Annotated in this window: 5 protein-coding genes; 1 reads left to right on the forward strand and 4 read right to left on the reverse strand. The window is 56.9% G+C overall.

The genetic code is table 11. The features are described 5' to 3' along the window. Positions 1 to 158: 158 nt before the first annotated feature. Together H5P28_RS10130 and H5P28_RS10135 are read right to left on the reverse strand one after the other, a co-directional pair. Positions 159 to 1,190 carry an IS5 family transposase gene (locus H5P28_RS10130; RefSeq protein WP_185675592.1) on the reverse strand — a complete coding sequence of 344 codons (1,032 nt, stop codon included), beginning with the start codon at positions 1,188 to 1,190 and terminating at the stop codon, positions 159 to 161. A gap of 154 nt (positions 1,191 to 1,344) precedes the next feature. After that, positions 1,345 to 2,466, reverse strand: a complete 1,122-nt coding sequence (locus H5P28_RS10135; RefSeq protein WP_221773398.1) for an ATP-binding protein — start codon at positions 2,464 to 2,466, stop codon at positions 1,345 to 1,347. 123 nt (positions 2,467 to 2,589) lie between these two features. On the opposite strand from H5P28_RS10135, the gene H5P28_RS10140 reads away from it, so the two are divergent. Further along, the gene (locus H5P28_RS10140) at positions 2,590 to 2,736 is read left to right on the forward strand and encodes a hypothetical protein (protein WP_185675594.1); all 147 of its coding nucleotides are present in this window, start codon (positions 2,590 to 2,592) and stop codon (positions 2,734 to 2,736) included. A 21-nt stretch (positions 2,737 to 2,757) separates the two neighbouring features. On the opposite strand, the gene H5P28_RS10145 is transcribed toward H5P28_RS10140, so the two are convergent. After that, positions 2,758 to 3,105, reverse strand: coding sequence for a hypothetical protein (locus H5P28_RS10145; RefSeq protein ID WP_185675595.1), 348 nt, complete (start codon positions 3,103 to 3,105; stop codon positions 2,758 to 2,760). A gap of 88 nt (positions 3,106 to 3,193) precedes the next feature. Continuing rightward, the coding region (locus H5P28_RS10150) for a hypothetical protein (RefSeq protein WP_185675596.1) at positions 3,194 to 3,766 on the reverse strand (573 nt) is incomplete at its 5' end.

Raw genomic sequence — 3,766 nt, forward strand, 5'->3', positions numbered from 1 at the left:
GGCCACTTCGATTAAGGGAGTCATTTTGCTTGAGCCGTTCAGCTATGAGATTTCAGATGCCTGGAAGGGGGCTTGATGGGCAGTTGCAGGGAGTTGCGGTGGTTGTTTTGGCCTCAGATTGAGGCGTTTGGCGGCGATTTTCTCCCGATTGTGTAGGCTCAGCCCCTGGCATGGAACATGGCATAGCGGTCGAGGTTGTAGGTGAGGTTGGTAAGGGCGGTTTCGAAGCGACATCGTCTCTGGCCGATACGTCGGAAGCGGTCGCCGCCGAACTGGGCGATGCGGCCGAAGGCGTGTTCGACGCGGGAGCGGATGCGGCTCTTTTGCCTGTTGGCACGCTTTTGTTCACGGCTGAGCGGACGGGCGGCAGTGCCCTTTTCGCAGATGTTGGCGAGCATGGCGAAGCCTTTGAGCAGCGCGGCGATGAACGGCCCGACGTAAGCGCTGTCGGCCCACAGCACGGCCTCGCGGTCGCTCTCACGCAGCAGTTTCCCGACCGGTTGGGAGTCGTGGACGGCGGCGTTTGTGACGGTGAAGGTCTCGATAAACTTGCTGGCCGCATCGACTTTGACGTGGTTCTTGTATCCAAAATAGGATACATGGTTCTTCTGCGTCCAACGCGCATCGAGATCCTTCTGGCAGGCCCGGCGCGGCCTCTTGGCGATGCGTTCGGGCACCTCGCCGCGCTTGATCTGTTCGTTCTCATGGCGGCGGTTGCGCTGCTTGGGAGCCTCGATAAAACTGGCGTCGATGATCTTGCCGCAACTGGCGATCAAGCCCTGAGTGCGCAGTTGCTCGTTGAACAACTCGAACACAGCAACCATCCCCTCGGCTCCAAGGCGTTCCTTAAAGGACCAGATCGTCGCGTGATCGGGAGAACCATCGCCGGGGCGTAGCCCCACAAAGCGCAGAAAGCTGAAGCGATCAAGAATCTGAAACTCTGTCTCTTGGTCCGATAGGTCAAAGAAGCGCTGCAATACCAGCACCTTGAGCATCAAAACCGGACACCACGGAATGCGCCCACCCTTGCTTTGGTCGCCGTAGGAAAGGCGCTCCTCAAGCAACGCACGAAACGTCTCCCAATCGATCACATCAAGCCGATCCAGGCTGCTCTTACGCTGCGAAGCGCTGTCCGCGTGTTTCAAAATGTCGAAGAGATTGCTTTGGCTGCTACCAGTCTTTACGCGCATATCAGATTGTCTCCAGTTGTCGCAAAGAAGGCGAGGTTAATCGAAGTGGCCTATTCCCTAGCTGTTGCAATTCGCGTATTTTTAATTGGATATTTTGCTGTATCCAAGACCGATGATACTATCGGTGGCTAGGGGTACTCGAAGATTAGCAGAATCATGCAAAGACTCCGGCGACTCCGGCCAGAGGAATTACCGTGATGTCCTCGTTTAAGCGGAATGTGTCGTTGCCGGAGTAAACGACATAGGCTTCATGGGGGGCGATGTCTTCGAGCGCAGCATAGTTTGCGCTGCTGAGTGATGGATTCAAGGAGCGTTTGATTTCAAAAGCGATGGCCCCTTTCTTTGGCGTCTCGACGATCAGGTCGATTTCGTGGCCATTCGAACTACGGTAAAAGGAGAAGTCCGAGCGTTCTGGAGCAGCGGCAGCAATCTGTTCGATTACGAATCCTTCCCAAGACTCTCCAAGCACGGGATGAGAGAGCAGCTTTTCCTTCTCCTCGATACCGAGCAGATTATGAACGATGCCACTGTCCCGAAGGTAAATCTTGGGGGACTTCACCAGTCGCTTTGCGGTGTTGCCCGACCACGGGCGTACGGAGCGCAGCATATAAGTGTCTTCCAGTACGTCGATCCAGTAGCGAACTGTGGGATTGGAGACCTCAAGTGCTTTTGAAAGACTACTGTAGTTGACTGTAGAGCCGTGGTAATGGGCAAGCATCGTCCATACCTTCCGCATGTTATTGGGGGACAGGCGGAAGCCGAGCATGCCCAGATCACGTTCCAGGAATGTTTTGACGAATGCTGCGATCCAGTCGAACGCGCCGTCCTGATCGGATGCCAAATAGGCATCAGGGAAACCTCCACGAATCCAGAGGCGTTCTGTGTTTTCGAGACCCACTTCAAACGCGGAGAACGGATTTAATTCATGGTAGCGAATCCGGCCGGCTAAAGACTGGGAGGATTTATTGAGCAATTCCGGTGAGGCGCTTCCCAATATCAGAAACCTGCCATTGCTTTCTCCGTCATCCACCACGCTTCGTAGCAGGGGGAACAGCTCGGGCTTGAGCTGGATTTCATCCAGAATGATCAGCTTGTCGGCGTTGTCTTTGAAATAAAGCCCCGGCTCGTTCAGCTTCACGAAGTCCTCCGGATTCTCTAAGTCAAGGTAGACGGATTCTTTCCCGAAGTCCTTTGCAATGCTCTTTGCAAGTGTCGTCTTGCCGACCTGTCTTGCCCCTAGCAACCCGACGATAGGGTATGCTTGCAGGCTTTTCATGACCCTCGACTTCTCTGTACGCTCGACCTTCATTTCATGCAAACTTAAAGCCTGTATTTAATTTTGCAATATTTTTATGCAAATTGAATGCTTGGCTTTAATTTAGCATGAGCGCATCTCGTATTGGCGAATTCACAGGGGGGGCGGCAGGCCCTGCACGCCCTCCATGTCGATGGCAGCGTGAGCGCGACCTCCCGCGAGGAGATGGACCGGCAAAAGAGCTGGAACCAGCGCATCTACCTGATGATGGGGATATCGACCTACCAATAATCAGCCACCTGCCGCTTTTGCTCAAGAATCTGCCCAGTGCAATTGATTGCACCCGACACCCCTTGAAAAAGGACGCCACATCCCCTCGCATGACCACGCTTTCCCGTGAGGAAAAATCGACCAGGCGAGCGTGTTCCTAAACCCCGGCTCGCATTGTTGGCCTAGATTCACCTCGAAGGACTCGACCACGGTGGCTGATTCCAACTCGGCAAGCTTGGCTTGGCGCTGCTGCTCCTTCTCGGACATCTGTTGGATGACAAGGGCGTCCGCCTCGGCTGGGCTAAGGGGGTAAACCGCCGCTTCCTGTCCCTGGCAGACGAACGCCACCATGCATAAGAGAATTGAGAAGGTTGCATAACTATTTTTCATACAGAAGGGTATGCTTGGGTTTAATCACCGGGAACAACCGACTGTCCAGTCCAATGAGCCCATGCGGGGTTAGGACCCCCGCCTGAGGTCAGTGTGGCAACCAACCCGGCGAGTCGGTCGGGAACAAGTCCTGCCGGGGTGTGGTTGGCAGCTCCAGCCCCTTGCCATCGGCACGCAGAGACCGGCAACTCCCGACAAGCCCGTCCGCCTCGCAGGGAAGCCGCAGGCAGGCTTGCTCCAGTGCCGGTTGATCCTCCGGCAGGCTCCGGGCAGTCACCACAAGCAGCCGTCCCTCAAGCGAACGCAGGAATGCCGGGAAGTCCGGAGAGCCCTGCTCCAGTTCCTCCAGCAAGAGCCCCAGGCTGGTCGCATCGACCATCAGGAGGCGGTCCGCCGCCATCTGGTGCCGTCGGGCCAGGGCACGCCCGGCCAGGCAGGCCAGCAGGCCCCCGATGGCACCGAAGCCGAACGCGGCCGAGACACTGAAGAGCCCGCCGACCACGCCGCTGCGGAGAGCCGTCGTCAACGCCTCCGAGGGCGATTGCCCGGCGATCCCGTAGCCGACGGTCAGCCCGATGAGCGCGGAGGTCAGGGACGCCCCGAAGAAGCTCTGCGGGTCCACGTAGACCGAGAAGGTCTTCCAGGCCGAGACCACCCCCGC

The organism is Ruficoccus amylovorans (assembly GCF_014230085.1).
Taxonomy (GTDB): Bacteria; Verrucomicrobiota; Verrucomicrobiia; order Opitutales; family Cerasicoccaceae; genus Ruficoccus; species Ruficoccus amylovorans.

Bases quoted from the DNA above. Each gene is read 5' to 3' on its own strand.
- H5P28_RS10130 (WP_185675592.1), bottom strand. From the start codon at position 1,190: ATGCGCGTAAAGACTGGTAGCAGCCAAAGCAATCTCTTCGACATTTTG.
- H5P28_RS10135 (WP_221773398.1), bottom strand. From the start codon at position 2,466: ATGAAAAGCCTGCAAGCATACCCTATCGTCGGGTTGCTAGGGGCAAGA.
- H5P28_RS10145 (WP_185675595.1), bottom strand. From the start codon at position 3,105: ATGAAAAATAGTTATGCAACCTTCTCAATTCTCTTATGCATGGTGGCG.